This window comes from Blastococcus sp. CT_GayMR20, assembly GCF_004570345.1.
This window is the reverse complement of the sequence record NZ_SPQM01000106.1, coordinates 1-17320: the sequence shown is the minus strand read 5'-3', so window position 1 is coordinate 17320 and position 17320 is coordinate 1. Positions and strand designations below refer to the sequence as shown.

Genomic DNA, 17320 nt, shown 5'->3' with positions numbered 1-17320 from the left:
AGGTCGCCGAGGACCGTGATCCGGGACGGCGCCGTGACGTGCTCGGTGGGCTCGAAGACGACCGCGCCGGCCTTCATCTCCTTGGCCACGTACATCGCGATGTCGGCGTTGCGCAGCAGTTCCTCGGTGTCCGTGCCGTGCCACGGGGACAGGGCGACGCCGATGCTGGCCTCGACGTCGAGCGCGACGCCGTCCACGTCGAACCGCTGGTGCAGCGACAGGCGCAGCCGTTCGGCGACCGCCTCGGCCTCGCCGATGCCCTCCACGTGGGGCAACAGGACGGCGAACTCGTCGCCGCCCAGCCGCGCCACGGTGTCACCGTCGCGCAGCACCGACTGCAGGCGCGGCCCGACCTGGCACAGCAGCTTGTCGCCGTAGGAGTGGCCCAGGGTGTCGTTGATCTCCTTGAAGCGGTCGAGGTCGATGAGCAGCAGGGCGACCTCGCCGTCCGAGCGGCTCGCCGTCGCCAGGCCCTGGCCGAGCCGGTCGCGCAGGAGCTCGCGGTTCGCCAGACCGGTCAGCCCGTCGTGCGTCGCCTGGTGGCGGTCGCGCTCGGCGGAGGTCTGCAGGTCCTCGGTCTGGCGGCGCAGCCGCGTGGACGCCGAGGCGATCAGGCGGAAGACGACGAGGTAGAAGACGGTCAGGCTGACGGCCAGCGCGATCGTCATGGTCCGCACGTCCTCGCGGACGGCGGCAGCGATCGGCGCGTACGGCAGGTACAGCTCGATGACGCCGTCCGGTCGGTCGGCGCCGTCGTACTGCAGGGGCACGTAGACCTCGAGCAGCTGGTGCTCGCCGTCCTCGCTGGCGGCGCTGTCGTCGGCGGAGTGGGCGAAGCCCGAGACGACGTAGCCGTCGAGCGCTGCACCGAGCTCACCGGAGCGCGACGTCTCGCCGACCAGCTCGGGGCTCTCCGAGTGGTAGACGATGGTGCGGTCGGCGTTGAAGACCTTCAGCTCGATCGGGTCGAAGGCGGCCAGCTTCGAACCCCCCGTGCCGAACTGCTCGGCGGCGTCGTCGACGGTCTCCTCGACGTTCGCCAGGCGGTCGGCGTCGAAACCGTCGGCGAGGTCGTCCCGGGTGAACTGCGGCTGCAGCCCCAGGCGCACCGCCATCAGGGCCGCGTCCTCGGCCTGCTGGCGGGCGCGGCCCTCGATGGCGCTGCTCAGCATGGTGGAGAGCACGGCGCCCACCGCGACGGTCAGCAGCAGGCTGATCACGCCGAAGCGGGTCAGCAGGCTGGTGCTGCGCAGCCGACGGAGAAGGCTCATGCCCTAGGGATCGGGTCCTGGGCGCCGAATCTTGAGCGTCCGGGGCCCACTACCCCCTCCGAGTGACGGACGGCGTCCCGTTGCTCACGCGGGGTACTGACACGCACGCTTGTCGATCCGGAACCCATCCGGATCCCCTCGGAACCCCCTGGGCCCGGGTCCTTGGTCCCTGCCGCCCCGGCGATCATGCCGTCACGATGCGCGCATGAGCGAGATCCGCTCCCCCTGGGAGCCCGATCCGGACCCCGCGCCGGAGCAGCAGCCCGCGGTCCCGGCGCCCCGCGAGCCGGGGACGGCGAACGTCGAGCCGCTGCACCTCCCTCCCCTCCTGCCGCGCCGGCAGAACCCCTGGCTGGTCGTCGAGGTCGACGGGACCGCCGCGTCGCACCAGGGTCTCGTGTGGGCCCTGCGCGAGGCGGCCCGCCGGGAGGCGACGGTCGTCGCGGTCAGCGTGCTCGACGACCCCGCGGGCGACCCCCTCGACGGGTCCAGCCGGGTACTCCTGCGGGCCCAGCTCGCGGCCCACGACCGGCTCGAGGCTCATGTCCTCCGCGCGATCGCGGAGACCGGGGTGCGCGGACGCATCCGTACCTCGGTCCTGGACCGGACGGTCTTCGAGGCCCTGACCGCCGCCACCCGCGGCGCGGACCTCGTCGTCGTCGGCCCGCGGGGGAAGTCGGTGCTCCGCCAGGCCGTCCCTCGCCCGCCGGCCCGCCGGCTGGCCCGCGGCGCATGAGGTCCGCCGGTCGTACCCGTCGTTGAACCCACTCCCAGCTCCGGGACCGCTTCCGGATCCCGCCCAGGACTCCTACCGTCGGGCCGTGCCCCCGCCCGACCCCGTGGTCCCGGTCGCCCCGCAGGGCGACGACCGGGTCGCCCCGGTGCTGACCGCCGCCCTGCGGGCGGCGGCGTCCGGCAGCCAGTTGGAGTCGACGCTGCACGACATCGTGCAGGCGGCGGTGCGCCACGTCGACGCCGGGTACGGGGCCCTCGGCGTGCTGACGGCGGACGGCCGGCGGCTGGACCGCTTCGTGATCGTGGGCATGGACGCCGACGAACGGGACCGCATCGGCCGGCCGCCCGCGGGGCGCGGCATCATCGGCCTGCTCGTCGACGACCCCGCCGTCCTGCGGCTGGACGACCTCACCCAGCACCCCGCCTCCGTCGGCTTCCCTTCGGCGCATCCGCCGATGCGCAGCTTCCTGGGCGTCCCGGTACGGGTCGGCGACGCGGTCTTCGGCAACCTCTACCTGACCGAGAAGCGCACCGGCGGCACGTTCACGTCGGCCGACGTCGAGGTGGCGCAGGCGCTGGCCGCGGTGGCCGGCATGGCGATCGAGAACGCCCGGTTGGCCGAGCGTGCCGAGGGCCGGCGCCGGTGGGGGCAGGCCGCCACGGAGATGGCCACGGCACTCCTGTCGGGAGCCGATCCCGACGAGGTGCTGCGCGCCGTCTCCACCCAGGTCCTGTCCCTCACCGGGGCCGACATGGCCGGAGTGCTCGCCCCGAGCGTGGACGACCCGCGGACGATGACGATCGTCGCTGCCGTCGGCCAGGGCGCCGACGACTACGAGGGCGTGCGGCTGCCGCTGATCGGGACCTATCTCGGCGCGTTGCACGAGGCCCACGAGCCCCGCCTCATCGAGGACATCAGCACGATGCCCGTGATCGGCACCCGGGCGGCGGTGGTCGTCGAGCTCACCGCGTCGTTCGGCCCCGGCATGGTCGCCCCGATGGGCAACGGCGCCGGCCGGGGGATGCTGGCGGTGCTGCGTGCGTCCGGCCGCGAGTCGTTCCTGCCCGACGACCTCGACCTGCTCACCGCGTTCGCCGCGCAGGCCTCCGTCGTCCTGGAGCTGGCCCGTGCCCAGCAGCGGGAACGCCGGCTCCAGGTGCAGGCCGACCGCGACCGCATCGCCCGCGACCTGCACGACCACGTCGTCCAGCGGATCTTCGCCACGGCGCTCTCCCTCGACCGGCTGAGCCGGTCGATGGAGCCGGAGCAGCCCGAGTCCGCCGCCCGCTTGTCGCGCAGCGTCGACGACCTGCACGGCACCATCGCCCGCATCCGGACGGCGATCTTCGAGCTGCACGAGTCCGAGGACGTCTCCCCTGCCGCGGTGGGGAAACGGCTGGCCGAGGTGCTCCGGTCGGTCACCGAGGGCCACTACCTACGGCCCGACCTACGCGTCCGGTACGACCGCGACGACCTGCCCCCGGACCTCGTCCTGGACGTCGTGGCCGTCGTCCGGGAGCTGGCCACCAACGTCGTCCGGCACGCCGACGCGCAGCGGATGACGGTCAGCGTCGACGTCACCGACGAGGTGGCGGTCGTCGTGACCGACGACGGGCGCGGGCTGCCGCCGGTGACGGTGCGCAGCGGCCTGGCCAACCTGGCCGACCGTGCCGAACGCCGGGGCGGACGGCTCACGTGCGTCGCCGCGGTGTCCGGCACGGAGATCCGCTGGAGCGTGCCGGCCCCCCGCTGAGCGCGCGGGTCAGTCGGCCGGGCGGTCGCGCAGCTGCGTGGCGAGGATGGCGGCCTGGGTGCGCCGCTCGAGGCCCAGCTTGGCGAGCAGGTGGCTGGTGTAGTTCTTCACGGTCTTCTCGGCCAGGCCCATCCGCGCACCGATCTGCCGGTTGGTGAGGCCCTCGCCGATCAGCCGCAGCACGGTGCGCTCCTGGTCGGTCAGCAGCCCCATCCGGTCGCCGCCCAATGCGCTGGGCACGGGGCTGCGCGGCACGGCGGGGCCGACGTCGTCGAAGAGCGTCCCGCCGGCCGCGACCGTCCGGACCGCCGAGACCAGGGCGGGGCCGCGGACCTGCTTGAGGAGGAACCCCGCCGCGCCCGCCCGCACGGCGGCCTCCAGCGCCTCCTGCTCCGAGTAGCTGGTGAGCACGAGGCAGTGGATCCCGTCGACGCGGGTGCGCAGCTCGCGGCACAGGTCGGCCCCGTTCCCGTCGGGCAGCCGCATGTCGATGAGCACGACATCGGGACGGACGGCGGGGACGCGGGCCAGAGCCTCGGCCACCGAGCCCGCCTCGCCTGCGACGGTGATGCCCGGATCGTCCTCGAGCACCTCGGCCACGCCGCGGCGGACCACCTCGTGGTCGTCGACCAGGAAGACGCGCACGGCCGGAGGCGCGGACTGCACGGGCACCGGCCTCCTCCCGGCACTGTGGAACCAGGCGTTGCCGAGACTAGGGGCTGGAGCCCTCCAGCGGAACGCCATCGTTCAGGCGGGCATCAGCAGCGTCGCGTAGAGCGTGAGCCCCGGCCCGAAGGCCATCGCCACGACCGGGCCGTCGACGTCGGCCAGCTCCTCCAGCACGAGCAGCACGGTCGCCGAGGAGCAGTTCCCGTGCTCGGCAAGGACCCGGCGGGAGGCCGACATCTGCTCCTCGGTGAGCTCCAGCTCGTCGCGCACGACGTCGAGGATCCGTGGCCCGCCGGGGTGGACCGCCCAGCCGGCGACGTCCTCGACGTGCAGCCCGGCGCCGGACAGCAGCTCCTCCACCACGCCCCCGACGTGGCGGGACAGGACGTCGGGGACCCGCGGGGACAGGCCCATCCGGAAGCCGAGGTCGGTGACGTCCCAGGTCATGTGGTCGGCCGTCGACGGGTCCGTGCGGGCGACGACACCGGCCACCCGCCGGCCGCGCGAGGCACCCGGCTCCACCACGATCGCCGCCGCCGCGTCGGAGAACAGCGCGTGCGCCACGACCTGCTCGAGGTCGTTCTGCGCCGGCTGCACGTGCAGGCTGGTGAGCTCGCAGCACAGCAGGACGGCGGGGCGGGACCGCGCGGAGGCGAAGTCGCTGACCGCCGCCAGCCCCGGGATGGCGGCGTAGCAGCCCATGTGCCCGACGAGGAGGCGCTCCAGGCCGGGGGGCATGCCGAGGTCGCTGGCCAGCCGGATGTCCAGGCCCGGCGTGGCGTACCCGGTGCAGGTGGCGACGGCGAACAACCCGACGTCCCCGGGTGCGAGGCCCGCGGCGTCGAGGGCACCGGCCACGGCCTGCTTGCCCAGCGGCAGGGCCTCCTGGACGTAGCGCTCCATGCGGGCCGCGGTGCCCCAGCCGCTGATGTCCTCGTCCATCGGGCTGGCCACCGCGTGGCGGCTCCGGACACCGGCACCGCCGAAGATCCGGCGGGCGGCGCGCACGCCCGCGTAGTGCTGCGCGAAGAACCCGTCCCAGACGGCGTCCTGGTCGAACGTGGCGGGGAGCGCGGAACCCGCGCCCGTCACCACCGCGGCACTCACGGCTGCTGCTCCTGGGCGCACGGGCTCGGCGTCATGATCCGACGGTACGTCGCGCGCAACGCAATCGCCGTTCCGGCCGCCGCCTCACCGCTTGCGCCCGTATCCGGCGAAGACGACAGCAGTGGAGCGGATGGGCTTCATCCTGACCGTCGTCCGGCGGCCGAACTTCCACGCGATCGCCTCCCGCATCGACGGCCGGAGTCCGACGAGCTCCAGGTCCAGCCCGAGCGAGTCGGCCGCCTCCAGCAGCCGCTTCCGGTCGACGAACAGGGCGGGGTCGTGCAACCCCCGCGGCGGCCCGCCGGGCACGCGCTCGAGCAGGTGGACGTTGATCAGCACCGACAGCCGGCCGGCCGCGAGGGCGTCGATGACCAGCGTGCCGCCGGGCTTGAGCAGTCGCGTGCACTCCGCGAGGACCCCGACGTGGTCCTCGACGTGCTCGAGGATCTCCCCCGCGACGACGACGTCGGCGCAGCCGTCGGCGAGCGGCACGGCGAGGACCGAGCCGAGCACGGGGACGACCCCGTGCTGCCGGGCGATCTCCAGGCCGCTGCGGACGATGTCGACGCCGACGTGCCGGTAGCCCAGCCGGTCGACGTGTGGCCCCATCAGCCCGCCGCCGCACGCCAGGTCGACGAGGAGGGCGTCGGGGTGCGGGGCCGGGGGGATGCGCTCCGACCGCGCGGCCGCCAGCCAGTGCAGGGCGGCGAACTCTCCGTCGTGCCGCCACCAGTGGTCGGCCAGCTCGTCGTACTGCGCCAGATCGTTGCGCCGCATGGCCGCAACCTACGTCGTGCGCGCGTGGTGCCCCCACGTCATCAGCGAGTACCGCGTCGCCCGCACCTGCGGCACGGGAAACGAGGCGTCTGGTACTGCTGGACTCCCCCAGACCTGGAGGTCCCGTGTCCGTCACCGTCGTCGGCAGCCTGAACGAGGACGTCCTCGTCGCGGTCGGCCGCCTGCCCGGGAGGGGCGAGACGGTCATCGGGCGCGACGTCACGATCACCCCCGGCGGCAAGGGCGCGAACCAGGCCGCCGCGGCGGGACTGCTGGGGCCGGGCGTGCACATGGTCGGCCGGGTCGGCGAGGACCCGGCCGGCGACCGCCAGCTGGCCGCGCTGGCCGGTTCCCGGGTGAACGTCAGCCAGGTGCGCCGGACCCCGGGCGTCCCGACCGGCTCGGCCACGATCCCGGTGGAGGACGGCAGCGGGGAGAACCTGATCGTCGTCGTCCCCGGGGCGAACGCCGAGCTCACCGCCTCCGACGCCGATGTCGAGTCGGTGCGCCGGGCGACCGTCCTGCTGCTCCAGCTCGAGGTGCCGCTGGCCACCGTCGAGGCGGCGGCGCGGGCGACGTCGGGCACCGTCGTCCTCACGCCGGCTCCTGCGCAGCTCCTGCCGGAGTCCCTGCTGGAGCTGGTGGACGTGCTCCTGCCGAACGAGCACGAGCTGGCCCGGCTGGCCGGTGCCGACGCCCGCGAGCGCTCCCCCGCCGAACTGGCGGCGCTGGCGCGGTCGGTGGCCGGCTGCGCGGTCGTGGTCACCCTCGGCGCCCGGGGTGCTCTCGTCGTCCCGGCCGGGGGACCGGTGGTGCTGCAGGCGCCTCCGCCGGTGACCGCCGTGGACACCACGGGTGCCGGCGACTGCTTCAGCGGCGCGCTGGCGCAGGAGCTCGCCCGCGGCGCGGACCTGCCCGGCGCCGTCCGCTACGCGGTGACGGCAGCGGCGCTCTCGACCATCGGGGCGGGCGCCCGGGAGGCGCTGCCGGACGACGACGCCGTCCGGGCGCTGCTCCCCCGGACACCGGACGCCGTCCCCGCGGGCTGACCTGCGTTTCCGCCGCGGGCGGCCGGGCACAGGCTCGGCATGACCGAACCCGAGCAGAATCCCCACACCGCCGAACCGGCCGAGGGCGCCGACGACCCCGGCAGCGGCGAGGGGGGTCAGACGCCGCACCCGCAGGACCCTGCCGAGGGCGCCGATCCCGACGCCCCCGACGCCCCCGACGCCTAGCGCTGCGCCTTCTCCTGCGCCCGCAGCTCGCGGCGCACCCTCTTGTACGGGGCGCCTGCGGTCACGCAGCTCCTCCGGCGGGCGGGCGTTCCTGGCCTGGGGGACCGGCGAAGGCCTGGGCCAGGTCGAGCCACCGGTCGGCGTCTGGACCGGTCGCCTCCAGCGCGAGGTCCGCGCGGTGCCGGCGGCGGGTGACCCGCAGGCAGAAGTCGAGCGCCGGCCCGGTGACCCGCTGATCCGCGTCCTCCGGTCCCCAGGTCCACAGGGAGCCGTCGGGCGCGGTGAGCTCGACGCGGAAGGGCTCGGCCGGTGGGGTCAGCCCGTGCTGGGCGAAGGCGAAGTCGCGGGTCCGGATCCCGAGGTGCGCGACGTGCCGCAGCCGCGCGGAGACCGTCGGCGGCAGGCCGAGCGCGTCGGTGACGTCCATGCCGTGCGCCCAGGTCTCCATCAGCCGCGCGGTGGCCATGGAGGCGGCGGCCATCGGCGGCCCGAACCACGGGATGCGGGCGCCGTCCGGCACGGCCGCCAGCGCCTCCGACAGCGCGGCCCGGCCGGCCCGCCACCGCTCGACCAGCTGCTCGGGGCCGGTCGCGGCGCCCTCGCGCGCGGCGTCGTCCACGTGGGTCGCCAGCGCATCGCCGGCTGCGGCGAGCGCGGCGGCGAACGCCTCCGGATCGGTGGCGGCGAGGAGCGCCTGCTGATCGGTCCAGTGCAGGTGCGCGATCTGGAAGGCGACGGTCCAGCCCTCGGCCGGCGTCGGCGCCAGCCAGGCGGTGTCCTCGAGCTCGGCGACGACCGCGTCGAGCGCGTCCCCCTCCGCGGCCAGGTCGTCGAGCAGCGCTGCCCGGTCCGCCACGCCCACCTCCGACGATGCCGCCGGCGACGCTGCCGGCTCCGTCGGTGACCGTACGGTCGCGCCCCCGGCCTGGCCAGCATCCCTCCTCGTCGGGCAGGGTGCCGGGCGTGCTCCTCGACGCCGCACTGCTGTCCACCGGGTTCGACGACGTGGCCGTGAAGGCCCGTGACGTCGAGAAGCGCGGGTACGCGGCGCTGTGGGCGTCGGAGGTGCAGCACGACCCCTTCCTGCAACTGCTGGCCGCCGGCCACGCCACCGAGCGGCTGCAGGTGGGGACGGCGATCGCGGTGGCCTTCGCGCGCTCGCCGATGACGCTCGCGCACACCGCCTACGACCTGCAGCGCTACACGCAGGGCCGGTTCGTCCTCGGACTCGGCACCCAGATCAAGGCGCACGTGCAGCGGCGCTTCTCGATGCCGTGGACGGCGCCCGCGGCCCGGATGCGCGAGTTCGTCGGTGCGCTGCACGCGATCTGGAACGCCTGGCAGCAGAGCAGCCCGCTGCGGTTCGAGGGCGAGCACTACCGGCACACGCTGATGACCCCGATGTTCTCGCCGCCCGCGCACGACTGGGGCGCGCCGCCGGTCTACCTCGCCGCCGTCGGCCCGCTGATGACGCGGCTGGCGGGCGAGGTCGCCGACGGGCTGCTGGTCCACGGCTTCACCACCGGGCGCTACCTGCGCGAGCGGACGCTGCCCGCCCTGGAGGAGGGGCTGGCCGCCGCGGGGCGGAGCCGCGAGCAGGTGGCGGTCACCCTCCCGGGGCTCGTCGTCTCCGGGCGTACCGAGGAGGAGATGGCCGCGGCGGCGGCGGCGGTCAAGGAGACGATCGCGTTCTACGGCAGCACCCCGGCCTACCGGCCGGTGCTCGCGCTCCACGGCTGGGAGGCCCTGGCCGACGAGCTGCACGCGCTGTCGGTGAGCCGCCGGGAGGACAAGTGGACGGCGATGCGCGACCTGGTCGACGACGAGGTGCTCGGCACGTTCGCCGTCGTCGCGGAGCCCGAGGGCGTCGCGGCGGGCGTCCGCGAGCGCTACACCGGTCTGGTCGACCGGTTCAGCGTCTACGCCTCTTATCCGGCGCCGCTCGAGCTCTGGGACCCGCTGGCCGCCGCCTTCCGCTGACCCGACGACCGGGGGCTGCACGTCTCGGGCATACTGCAACTGGGAATCATTGTCAGTTAGCGAGGAGCTCACCGTGCACCGCCGTACCGTCGTCCTGGCCCTGACCGCGCTCAGTCTCGCCGCGTGCGGCGGGGGTACGGGATCCGGCGACGGCCGCACCACCAACGCCGGCGACACGGCGAACTGCCCGGGCGAGGCGGTCGACGTGGTCGCGTCGGTCGCCCAGTGGGGGCAGATCGCCGAGGAACTGGTCGGCGACTGCGGGACGGTGACGACGATCGTCGCCTCGAGCGCGGTCGACCCGCACGACTTCGAGCCGTCCACGGGTGATCTCGCCGCCTTCTCCGAGGCCGACCTCGTCGTGGTGAACGGGGCGGACTACGACGGATGGGCCGAGTCGGCGGTGGAGACGCTCGACTCCGGCCCGGTCGTCGTCAGCGCCGCCGAGGTGGCCGGGCTCGAGACCGGGGAGCACGCCGACGACCATGCCGACGACGCCGGGCACGCCGCCACCGACCCTCACCTCTGGTACGACCCCGAGATCGTCCCCGGGACGGCCGCGGCGATCACTGATGCGCTGACCGAGCTGTCCCCTGACGCGGCGGACCACTTCGCGCAACGGGCAAGGGCGTGGGCCGCGGACCTGGAGCCCTACACCGCGCTCGTCGCAGGGCTGCAGGAGTCGGCTTCGGGCCGCACCTATGCGGCCACCGAGACGGTCTTCGACCGGATGGCTGCGGCCGTGGGCCTCACCGATGCCACCCCGGAGGGCTACCGCCGCGCCGCGAGCAACGAGAGCGAGCCGGCGCCGGGTGACCTCGCCGAGTTCGAGGCCGCGCTCGCCGACGGCGGCGTCGACGTCCTGGTCTTCAACAGCCAGACCAGCGGCGGCATCCCGGAGCAGCTGCGCGCCGCCGCCGAGGACGCCGGGGTGCCGGTGGTGGAGGTGACGGAATCACCGGTCGACCTCGACGGTTCGTTCGTCGCGTGGCAGTCCGCTCAGCTCTCGGCGCTCTCCGACGCACTCAGCCGGACGCCGTGACCTCGCCCGCGGCCGGGCGTCCGCCGGCCCTCAGCCTCGAGGACGTCAGCGTCGTGCGCGGCGGACGGACCGTCTGGTCCCAGGGCACCTTCACCGTCCGGGCCGGGGCGGTCGTGGGCGTGATCGGCCCCAACGGCGCCGGCAAGACCACCCTGTTCAAGCTGGCGCTGGGCCTGCTCCCGCCGGCGTCCGGCCGGATCGAGGTGCTCGGCGCTCCGCCGCGCCGCGGGAACCGCCGGATCGGCTACGTGCCGCAGAACTACACCGCCGCCCTCGGCGAGGCGGTCCGCTGCCGCGACCTGGTCACCCTCGGTCTCACCGGCGGGCGATTCGGGCTGCGCCGCACGACGGCCGCCGAGCGCGCGCGCGTCGACCAGGCCCTGGAGTGGGTCGGCGCGGCCGACTACGCCGACCGGCGCATGTCGGAGCTGTCCGGCGGTCAGCAGCAGCGGGTGGCGATCGCCCAGGCCATCGTGGACGACGCCGAGCTGCTGCTGCTCGACGAGCCCCTGGCGAACCTCGACCTGCGCAACCAGCAGGAGGTCGTCCGGCTGCTCGGCGAGCTGCACCGGGAGCGCGACGTGACGATCATGATCGTGGCGCACGACCTGAACCCGCTGCTTCCGGTGCTCACCGATGCCGTGTACCTGCTCGACGCGCACCCGCACCACGACGAGATCGGCGAGGTCGTCCAGGAGGAACTCCTCACCCACCTCTACGGCACGCCGGTCGGCGTCGTCCGGACCGCGCAGGGCGACCTGTTCACCCGCGCCGCGTGGCGGGACCCGCAGCGATGAGCGCCCTCGCCGCGGTGGAGTTCCAGTCGAACTGGCTCGAGGTCCTGCAGAGCCCGTTCATGCGCAACGCGCTGATCGGCGGCTCCCTGGTCGCGATCGCCGCCGGCCTGCTCGGCTACTTCGTGATCACCCGGCAGAACGCCTTCGCCGCCCACGCCCTGGCCCACATCGGGTTCCCCGGGGCCACCGGTGCGATCCTCGTCGGCGCCCCGGTCACGCTCGGCCTGGCGGTCTTCTGCGTGGCCGGCGGCCTGCTCATCGGCCTGTTCGGTCGCCGGGTGGCCGACCGGGAGATGGCGACGGGCACCATCCTCGCGCTCGCGACCGCGCTCGGCGTCCTGTTCGCCTCCCTGGCCAGCGCGAACGCCAGCACGACGACGTCGGTGCTGTTCGGCAACCTGCTGGCCATCTCCCGCCAGCAGCTGGTCGTCTACGCGGCGTTCACCGCGCTCGTGGTGCTCACGCTCGCCGTGCTCGCCCGACCGCTCGTGTTCGCCTCGGTCGATCCCGACGTCGCCGAGGCGCGCGGCGTACCGGTGCGCGCCCTCGGCATCGCGTTCGTCGTGCTGCTGGCGCTGACCATCACGATGGCCGTGCAGGTCGTCGGCACGCTGCTCCTGTTCGCCCTCGTGGTGACGCCGGCCGCCACAGCCCTCCGGCTCACGCCCCGACCCCTCCGTGTGGCGGGGTTGGCGGTGGCCATCGCGCTGGTCGCGGTCTGGGGCGGCCTGGTGCTGTCGGCGATGGTCGACCTGCCGCCGAGCTTCTTCATCGTGGCGCTCGCGGTGCTCGCCTGGCTCGTCGTCCTGGGCGTCACCGGACGCCGTCCCCGGCCGGCCGAACGACCCCTCGCGGACGCCCACCACCCGCACTGACCTGGGCGGACGTGACCGACCTCTCACCCCCTCGTGCGGAGGATCACTCCTCCAGGGCTGTTTCCCCCCGTGACCCGAGGGCAGGCTGGCGGGCATGGAGAACACGCAGCACGACGCGCGAGTGGCCGGCGACACCGAGGGCCCGCAGACCGAGGAGTCCCGCACCCCCGAGGCGACCACCGCCACGGTCGCCCGCATGCTGGCCAATCCCCGCCGCATCCGCCGCAACTGACGGCGGATCAGACCGACGTCACTCTCCGTCGCCACACCGGCCCCACGCCTCCCCGGTGTCCCGGGTAGCCCGGACGTCTCTCGTCACCCAGAGCAACCATCTTCGGCGTGCCGCGAACTGATCCGTCACGCAGAGGTGCACCATCGCTGCGTGACCGCCGCCCTCAAGATCGCCGACGACGCCACGGCCCCGGTTCGCCGCAGCCGCGCCGAGCGCCAGGCCATCGTGCTCGACACCGCCGAACGACTCTTCGCCGGCCGGAGCTCGCGCAGCGTCGGGATGGACGAGCTGGTGCGCGAAACCGGCCTCGGCAAGATGACGGTCTACCGGCTCTTCAAGAGCAAGGACGACCTGGTGGGCGCCTACCTGGCACGGAAGGCCGCCACGGTGCTGGCCTTCATCGACGCCGAGCTCGTCCGCCTCGAGGGTGACCCGCGCGCCGCGTTGCTGTCGGTCGTCGACGCCGTCGAGCGCGACGTCACGCGCACCGGCTTCCGCGGCTGCCCCTTCACCAACGTCAGCAGCGAGTACGACGACCCGCAGCACCCGGCCCGCAGCGCCGCCGCCGACTACAAGTTCGAGCTGCACCTGCGCCTCGAGCGGCTCGCCGACGAGATCGTGCCGGGCGCCGGTGACGACCTCGCCGCGCAGATCCACCTCATCATCGACGGCATGTACCTGTCCGGCGGCCTGCTGGGCCCCGATGGTCCGGCCTCGCACGGCCGTCAGCTCGCCGAGCGGCTGATCTCCATCGCCGAAGACCAGGGCTGACCGGGCGCACGCCTTCCCGGCCCCGCACGATGGGCCGGTGACGACCGACCGCACCCGCCCCGACCTGGACGACGCGACCGTCGAAGGCCTCGGCAAGCTCTCCGAGGCGCTGGAGACCGTCGACCAGGCGCGCGGCTTCCTGTACGCGTTCCACCAGCTCACCGGCAAGGCCGACCGCGTGCTGCAGGAGGCGGTCGACCTGCTCCGCGAGGCGGGGCACGCGACGCTCGCCGACGACCTCGACCGCGACCTGGTCGGCCGCAACGTCATCGCCGACCGCTGGACGTTCCAGATCGTCGAGGACTTCGACGCCAGCTACTGGGCGGCCTTCCGCGCGTTCGACGAGCGCGCACGGGACGAGCTGGCCGGCGGCGACCGCCACGTCTTCGAGGCCCGCATGAAGCAGCGGGAGCGGACGTCGGGCCACCCCCGCCACGAGGCCGGCCCCGCGCTCGCCGACTGAGCGCGGCCACCCGGCAAGATCAGCACTGCTTCCGCGTTGCCTCACGTCGGACGAGACACCGCTGGAGCAGTGGTGATCTTGGAACGGTGACCGCACACTCCGCCCATGACGATGCCGACACCGGACGAGGAAGAGCGCGAGGCCCGGCCCCTCGGGAGCGAGGCGGCACCCCCGGGTGACCCGGAGTCGCAGGGCGGCGAGCCCGGCCCGGCCAGCGGCGTCGCCGGCCCCAGCTACCCGCCGGCCGAGACCGAGCCCGACGCGCACTGACGGCGCGCTGACCTGCGGACGGCGCCCCGGGGCGAGACACTCAGCAGCGTGACGACCCCCGATCCTCGCCCGCACGGCGCCCCCGGTACCGACCCGACGCCCGGTGCCGCGGGGAGCGACCGCCCGACCGTGCCTCCGAGCACGCCGGCGGGTCCCGTCGCACCCGCGCCCTCCGCGCCGCCGGCCGCCAAGTCCCGGCACACGGGCAGGACGATCGGCCGCACCCTGGGCCTGGCCCTGCTGCTCTTCGTGACCGTGGTCCTCGTGCTGTTCGTCGTGTTCAACACCCAGACCGTCGACATCAGCCTCGTTTTCGCCGACATCGAGGCGCCGCTGGTCCTCGCGCTGCTGATCGCCGCCGTGCTGGGCGGCCTGGTCGTCGGACTGCTCGGCGCCGTCCTCTCCGCCCGGGGACGTCGCCGCAAACGCTGACCCAGCGGCATCACCCGCACTGGGCGTGTCACCGTCCCGGGACTTGCTCGTTGCTACCGGTGGGTAATAACGTTTGTTACCGGTGAGTAGGACATCGCCGTCCACCGCATGAGCACGGGAGCCCAGTTCGCATGAGCCACTACACCGCCAACCTCCGGGACCTCGAGTTCAACCTCTTCGAGTTCCTGGACACGAAGGACAAGTTCGGCACCGGCCCGTTCGAGCAGATGGACGCCGACACCGCCCGCGGTGTGCTCAGCGAGATCCGCAAGCTGGCCGAGGGCCCCATCGCGGCGTCCTTCGTCGACGCCGACCGCAACCCCCCGGTCTTCGACCCGGCCACCCACTCGGTGACGTTGCCGGAGTCGTTCAAGAAGTCGGTCAAGGCCATCGAGGACGGGGAGTGGTACCGCCTCGACCTGCCCGAGCACCTCGGCGGGTTCGGCGCTCCGCACGTCCTCACCTGGGGCGCCTTCGAGATGATCCTCGGCGCGAACCCCGCCGTCTTCATGTACGGCTCGGGCGCGGCCTTCGCCGCCATCCTCGACGAGCTGGGCACCCCGGACCAGAAGCGCCTGGCCGAGCTCATGCTCACCCACCACTGGGGCGCCACGATGGTGCTCACCGAGCCCGACGCCGGTTCCGACGTCGGCGCCGGCACCACCAAGGCCGTGCAGCAGCCCGACGGCTCCTGGCACATCACGGGCGTGAAGCGCTTCATCACCTCGGCCGAGCACGACCTCAGCGACAACATCATCCACCTGGTCCTGGCCCGCCCCGAGGGCGCGAAGGCCGGCACCAAGGGCCTGTCGCTGTTCGTCGTCCCCAAGTTCCACGTCGACCTCGAGACCGGCGCCCTCGGCGAGCGCAACGGCGCCTACGTGACCAATGTCGAGAAGAAGATGGGTCTCAAGGTCTCCACGACCTGCGAGGTCACCTTCGGCGACGGCCCGGTGCCTGCGCAGGGCTGGCTGGTCGGCGAGGTGCACGACGGCATCGCCCAGATGTTCAAGGTCATCGAGCACGCCCGCATGTTCGTGGGCGCCAAGGCGATCGCGACCCTCTCGGCCGGCTACCAGGTGGCCCTCGACTACGCGAAGAAGCGCGTCCAGGGCGCCGACCTGACCGCGACCACGAAGGACGCCCCGCGGGTGACCATCACCCACCACCCGGACGTCCGCCGGTCGCTGATGGTGCAGAAGGCCTACGCCGAGGGCATGCGGGCGCTGTACCTCTACACCGCGAGCTTCCGCGACCAGGTCACCGAGGCCGAGGCCGCCGGCGAGGGCTCCGGCGAGCAGGCCACCCTGGCCGAGCGGGTCAACGACCTGCTGCTGCCGATCGTGAAGGGCTTCGGCTCGGAGCGGGCGACCCAGCTGCTGACGGCGGAGTCGCTGCAGACCCTGGGCGGCTCGGGCTATCTGCAGGACTACCCCATCGAGCAGTACATCCGGGACTCCAAGATCGACACCCTCTACGAGGGCACGACGGCGATCCAGGGCCAGGACTTCTTCTTCCGGAAGATCGTCAAGGACGGCGGGGTCGCGCTGACCTGGCTGGCCGAGCAGATCCAGGCCACCGTCGAGGGCGAGGTCGGCAACGGCCGGCTCAAGGAGGAGCGGGCGCTGCTCGGCGCCGCCCTGTCCGACGTCCAGGGGATGCTGGCCGCGATGTTCGGCCACCTCACCGCGGCGCAGGAGGACATGACCTCGCTGTACAAGGTCGCGCAGAACACCAGCCGGCTGCTGCTGGCCGCCGGTGACCTCATCACCGGGTGGCTGCTGATCCGCCAGTCCGAGGTGGCTCTCGCCGCGCTCTCGGGCGACGTCAGCGAGAAGGACCGGTACTTCTACGAGGGCAAGCTCGCCGCCACCCGGTTCTTCGCGACCCAGGTGCTGCCGCGCCTGTCCTCGGAGCGGGCCATCGTCGAGAACACCGACAACGCGCTGATGGAGGTGGACGAGGCGGCATTCTGAGCCCTCGACCGACCTGGGACGGCCGCCTTCCGCACGGGAGGCGGCCGTTCCGTTTCCGGGACTCGGCCGCGGGAATCAGTGCCCCATGACCGACCCGCAGGGCAGCGACCGGCTCCAGCAGGACATCCCCACCGCCTCGGGGACGGGGGACAACAGTTCGACCGGGACCGACTCCTTCGACGACGTGCCGCTCACGCAGGACGAGGCCGTCGAGCGGGACTCCGCCCAGGACGACGACCTGCCCGCCAAGGCCGACAGTGACGTCGCTCGCGCCGAGCGTGCCGATCCGCCCGGCGGGGCATGACAGCGCCATGAGCGAGTCAGACCCCACCGGCTACCGCGAGTCCCCCGACACCACCGACGGACCGGTCGCCGACGACCAGACCGGCGACGCGGAGCCGGGAGACGTCACGCTCACCACCGACGACGACGCCCAGAAGGACGACGGCATCGTGCGGCCGGGCAACGAGCCCGACTGACCGCGGTGTAGGTGGCCACCACACCTCGATGGGCTGGCATGTGCGGCCCGACCGTGTGGTCCCGGCCACACAGGCCATAGCCTGCGCCTCATGGCTGCTGCCGGACCCCTGCTCGGACGACGTGCGTTGATCACGGGCGGGGCGTCCGGGATCGGCCGCGCCTGCGCGCTGCGCCTGGCCGAGGGCGGTGCGGACGTCGTCGTGGTCGACCGCGACGCCGAGGCCGCGAAGGCCGTCGCGGCCTCGGTGGGCGGGACCGCCGTAGCCGTCGACCTGTCGGACCTGGCGGCGGTCGACGCGCTCGACCTGGCCGTGGACATCCTGGTGAACAACGCCGGCCTGCAGCACGTGGCCCCGCTGCACGAGTTCCCCGTCGACCGCTTCTCCTACATCCTGCGGCTGATGCTGGAGGCCCCGTTCCGGCTGGTCCGCGGCGCGCTGCCGCACATGTACGA

The 17320-nt window shown here is 73.7% G+C and carries 22 protein-coding genes; 17 read left to right on the top strand and 5 right to left on the bottom strand.

The window, feature by feature from the left end:
- Positions 1-1271: GGDEF domain-containing protein (locus tag E4P40_RS20000; protein ID WP_135160253.1), on the bottom strand; the 1271-nt coding region annotated here is incomplete at its 3' end.
- A gap of 205 nt (positions 1272-1476) precedes the next feature.
- Here E4P40_RS20000 and E4P40_RS19995 point away from each other — a divergent pair.
- Together E4P40_RS19995 and E4P40_RS19990 are read left to right on the top strand one after the other, a co-directional pair.
- Positions 1477-2007, top strand: coding sequence for a universal stress protein (locus tag E4P40_RS19995; protein WP_135160252.1), 531 nt, complete (start codon positions 1477-1479; stop codon positions 2005-2007).
- Positions 2008-2092: 85 nt separating this feature from the next.
- Positions 2093-3760, top strand: a complete 1668-nt coding sequence (locus tag E4P40_RS19990; RefSeq protein ID WP_245160459.1) for a GAF domain-containing sensor histidine kinase — start codon at positions 2093-2095, stop codon at positions 3758-3760.
- Positions 3761-3769: 9 nt separating this feature from the next.
- Here E4P40_RS19990 and E4P40_RS19985 read toward each other — a convergent pair whose 3' ends face one another.
- From E4P40_RS19985 to E4P40_RS19975, 3 genes are all read right to left on the bottom strand, one after another.
- Complete coding sequence (locus tag E4P40_RS19985) at positions 3770-4432, bottom strand: response regulator transcription factor (RefSeq protein WP_280790632.1); 663 nt, start codon at positions 4430-4432, stop codon at positions 3770-3772.
- 75 nt (positions 4433-4507) lie between these two features.
- Positions 4508-5536: a type III polyketide synthase gene (locus tag E4P40_RS19980; RefSeq protein WP_135160250.1), complete on the bottom strand. Its 1029-nt coding sequence runs from the start codon at positions 5534-5536 to the stop codon at positions 4508-4510.
- 84 nt (positions 5537-5620) lie between these two features.
- On the bottom strand, positions 5621-6313 hold the full coding sequence (locus E4P40_RS19975) for a methyltransferase domain-containing protein (RefSeq protein WP_135160249.1): 693 nt from the start codon (positions 6311-6313) through the stop codon (positions 5621-5623).
- Positions 6314-6438: 125 nt separating this feature from the next.
- Between E4P40_RS19975 and E4P40_RS19970 the strand changes: the two genes are divergently transcribed.
- Both E4P40_RS19970 and E4P40_RS28230 read left to right on the top strand, forming a co-directional pair.
- The gene (locus E4P40_RS19970; RefSeq protein WP_135160248.1) at positions 6439-7362 is read left to right on the top strand and encodes a ribokinase; all 924 of its coding nucleotides are present in this window, start codon (positions 6439-6441) and stop codon (positions 7360-7362) included.
- Positions 7363-7401: 39 nt separating this feature from the next.
- Positions 7402-7548 carry a hypothetical protein gene (locus tag E4P40_RS28230; protein WP_167762316.1) on the top strand — a complete coding sequence of 49 codons (147 nt, stop codon included), beginning with the start codon at positions 7402-7404 and terminating at the stop codon, positions 7546-7548.
- Positions 7549-7609: 61 nt separating this feature from the next.
- On the opposite strand, the gene E4P40_RS19965 is transcribed toward E4P40_RS28230, so the two are convergent.
- Positions 7610-8404 (bottom strand): TIGR03084 family metal-binding protein, encoded by a 795-nt coding sequence (locus E4P40_RS19965; RefSeq protein ID WP_135160247.1) that lies wholly within the window; start codon positions 8402-8404, stop codon positions 7610-7612.
- A 107-nt stretch (positions 8405-8511) separates the two neighbouring features.
- On the opposite strand from E4P40_RS19965, the gene E4P40_RS19960 reads away from it, so the two are divergent.
- The 13 genes from E4P40_RS19960 to E4P40_RS19915 form a co-directional block, all read left to right on the top strand.
- Positions 8512-9528 (top strand): TIGR03617 family F420-dependent LLM class oxidoreductase, encoded by a 1017-nt coding sequence (locus tag E4P40_RS19960; protein WP_245160458.1) that lies wholly within the window; start codon positions 8512-8514, stop codon positions 9526-9528.
- 73 nt (positions 9529-9601) lie between these two features.
- Entirely contained in the window at positions 9602-10570 is a 969-nt protein-coding gene (locus tag E4P40_RS19955) for a zinc ABC transporter substrate-binding protein (protein WP_135160245.1), read from the top strand.
- A complete protein-coding gene (locus E4P40_RS19950; RefSeq protein ID WP_135160244.1) occupies positions 10567-11367 on the top strand; it encodes an ABC transporter ATP-binding protein in 801 nt (266 codons plus the stop codon). Before E4P40_RS19955 ends, E4P40_RS19950 begins: the two co-directional genes overlap by 4 nt.
- Positions 11346-12242: a metal ABC transporter permease gene (locus E4P40_RS19945; protein ID WP_245160457.1), complete on the top strand. Its 897-nt coding sequence runs from the start codon at positions 11346-11348 to the stop codon at positions 12240-12242. Before E4P40_RS19950 ends, E4P40_RS19945 begins: the two co-directional genes overlap by 22 nt.
- A 94-nt stretch (positions 12243-12336) precedes the next feature.
- Positions 12337-12474: a hypothetical protein gene (locus E4P40_RS28225; protein WP_167762315.1), complete on the top strand. Its 138-nt coding sequence runs from the start codon at positions 12337-12339 to the stop codon at positions 12472-12474.
- Between the two features lie 150 nt (positions 12475-12624).
- Positions 12625-13245, top strand: a complete 621-nt coding sequence (locus E4P40_RS19940) for a TetR/AcrR family transcriptional regulator (RefSeq protein ID WP_245160456.1) — start codon at positions 12625-12627, stop codon at positions 13243-13245.
- 37 nt (positions 13246-13282) lie between these two features.
- On the top strand, positions 13283-13708 hold the full coding sequence (locus tag E4P40_RS19935) for a hypothetical protein (protein WP_135160242.1): 426 nt from the start codon (positions 13283-13285) through the stop codon (positions 13706-13708).
- Positions 13709-13813: 105 nt separating this feature from the next.
- Positions 13814-13978, top strand: a complete 165-nt coding sequence (locus E4P40_RS28220) for a hypothetical protein (RefSeq protein ID WP_167762314.1) — start codon at positions 13814-13816, stop codon at positions 13976-13978.
- Positions 13979-14026: 48 nt separating this feature from the next.
- Positions 14027-14410 carry a LapA family protein gene (locus tag E4P40_RS19930; protein ID WP_135160241.1) on the top strand — a complete coding sequence of 128 codons (384 nt, stop codon included), beginning with the start codon at positions 14027-14029 and terminating at the stop codon, positions 14408-14410.
- Between the two features lie 131 nt (positions 14411-14541).
- Entirely contained in the window at positions 14542-16386 is a 1845-nt protein-coding gene (locus E4P40_RS19925; RefSeq protein ID WP_135160240.1) for an acyl-CoA dehydrogenase, read from the top strand.
- Positions 16387-16471: 85 nt separating this feature from the next.
- Positions 16472-16690 (top strand): hypothetical protein, encoded by a 219-nt coding sequence (locus E4P40_RS19920; RefSeq protein WP_135160239.1) that lies wholly within the window; start codon positions 16472-16474, stop codon positions 16688-16690.
- A 7-nt stretch (positions 16691-16697) separates the two neighbouring features.
- The gene (locus tag E4P40_RS28215) at positions 16698-16865 is read left to right on the top strand and encodes a hypothetical protein (protein ID WP_167762313.1); all 168 of its coding nucleotides are present in this window, start codon (positions 16698-16700) and stop codon (positions 16863-16865) included.
- Between the two features lie 90 nt (positions 16866-16955).
- Positions 16956-17320 (top strand): SDR family NAD(P)-dependent oxidoreductase (locus tag E4P40_RS19915; protein WP_135160238.1); only part of this gene is annotated, 365 nt, incomplete at its 3' end.